This is a genomic window from Mesorhizobium sp. M7D.F.Ca.US.004.03.1.1 (assembly GCF_003998635.1).
Taxonomy (GTDB): Bacteria; Pseudomonadota; Alphaproteobacteria; order Rhizobiales; family Rhizobiaceae; genus Mesorhizobium; species Mesorhizobium loti.
The window spans coordinates 1-1539 of the sequence record NZ_RZQG01001189.1 but is presented as its reverse complement, the minus strand read 5'-3'; the positions used below and the strand labels follow the sequence as shown (position 1 = coordinate 1539).

The 1539-nt window shown below is 64.7% G+C and carries 2 protein-coding genes; both read left to right on the top strand.

Features of this window, described 5'->3' with window-relative positions; translation table 11 throughout:
- Window positions 1–643, top strand: a 643-nt coding sequence (locus EN935_RS35400) for a di-heme oxidoredictase family protein (protein WP_127374199.1), incomplete at its 5' end; no start/stop codon positions are given.
- Window positions 643–1539 (top strand): imelysin family protein (locus EN935_RS35395; RefSeq protein WP_127374198.1); only part of this gene is annotated, 897 nt, incomplete at its 3' end. The genes EN935_RS35400 and EN935_RS35395, both read left to right, overlap by 1 nt.

The following is a 1539-nucleotide window of genomic DNA, read 5'->3' as shown; positions in this document are numbered from 1 at the left end:
GGCGCAAACCGCGTCGACCCGCCAGCAGGCGGCGGACGCCTTTGCCGGCGACATCGGCATCTCGACGCCGGAAGAGCCGAAACACTGGGGCGACTGCACCGCGGCGCAAGCCAAATGCCTCGCCATGCCGAACGGCGTGCAGCTGCGTCTCGGCCCGGTCGAGGCGCCGCCGCCGGTGATGGATCTCGTCACCTTCTATTCGCAGAACCTGGCCGTGCCGGCGCGCCGCGACCTCGACGCGCGGCAAGTGCTCACGGGCAAGAAGGTCTTCTATGAGATCGGCTGCATTGCCTGCCACACACCGAAATTCGTCACCCGTCGCGGCACGCCCAACAAGGCGCAGGCCTTCCAGTTGATCTGGCCCTATTCCGACCTCCTGCTGCACGACATGGGGCCTGATCTGGCTGATGGCCAGGCGGTGGGCGATGCGACGGGCAATGAATGGCGCACGCCGCCGCTGTGGGGCATCGGCCTGACCGAGACGGTCAACGGCAATTCTTTCTTCCTGCATGACGGGCGCGCGCGCAGCCTGACCGAGGCCATCCTGTGGCATGGCGGCGAAGCGCAGAAAGCGCGCGACCGCTTTGCCGTGGCCAGCGCGGCCGACCGTTATGCGCTGCTCAAATTCCTGGAGTCACTGTGATGTTCAAGCGCTCTGCATTGTTTCTCGTTGTTCCGCTGGCTTTGCTGGGCGGTGCCCCGGCGTCTGCGGCGGTCAAGGCCTCCGACATCATCCAGCGGGCGATCAATGGCTTTGTCCGCCCGGCCTATGCCGAGTTGCATCAGCACGCGGAAGTCCTGACGCAAGCAATGCACAAGCTCTGCGAAGCGCCTTCGCAAGGGGAACTCGACGCGGCGCGGGCCGAATTCTCGGTCACGGTCTATGCCTGGTCATCGGCCGAGATCATCGGCTTCGGGCCGATCAAGGAGAACAATCGTCTGGAGCGCACGCTGTTCTGGCCGGATCGCAAGAGCATCGGCCTGAAGCAGGTGCAGGCGGCTCTGGCGGACAAGGACCCGAACGCCACCGATCCGGCACAGCTGGCCGGCAAGAGCGTTGCCATGCAGGGGTTGGGTGCGCTGGAATTCGTGCTTTACGGCGACGGCGCCGACGCACTGGCGGGCAAGGATGATCCCTATCGCTGCGCCTATGGCGCCGCGGTTGCCGGAAACATCGAAACCATGGCTGGCGAGGTCAGCGCCGCCTGGAACAAGCCGGACGGATTTGCTGCCCTTTGGGCCAATCCGGGGCCTCGGAACCCGCTCTACCGCGACGGCAACGAAGCCGTGACGGAACTGGTCGGCGTCTTCATCAATGAGCTGGAAATGGTCCGCGATGTGCGCTTGAAAGGTTTTTTCGGCGGCAAGCCGGATGCGGACAAGCCGAAACAGGCGATCTACTGGCGCTCGCAAAACACCGCGACGTCACTGGCTGGAAATCTCTCCGGCATCGATACGCTGTTCCAGATGTCGAAGCTTGGCGACGCCCTGCCGCCCGATGCGCGCTGGATGGCCGAATCGATCCACATCCAGCTGGTC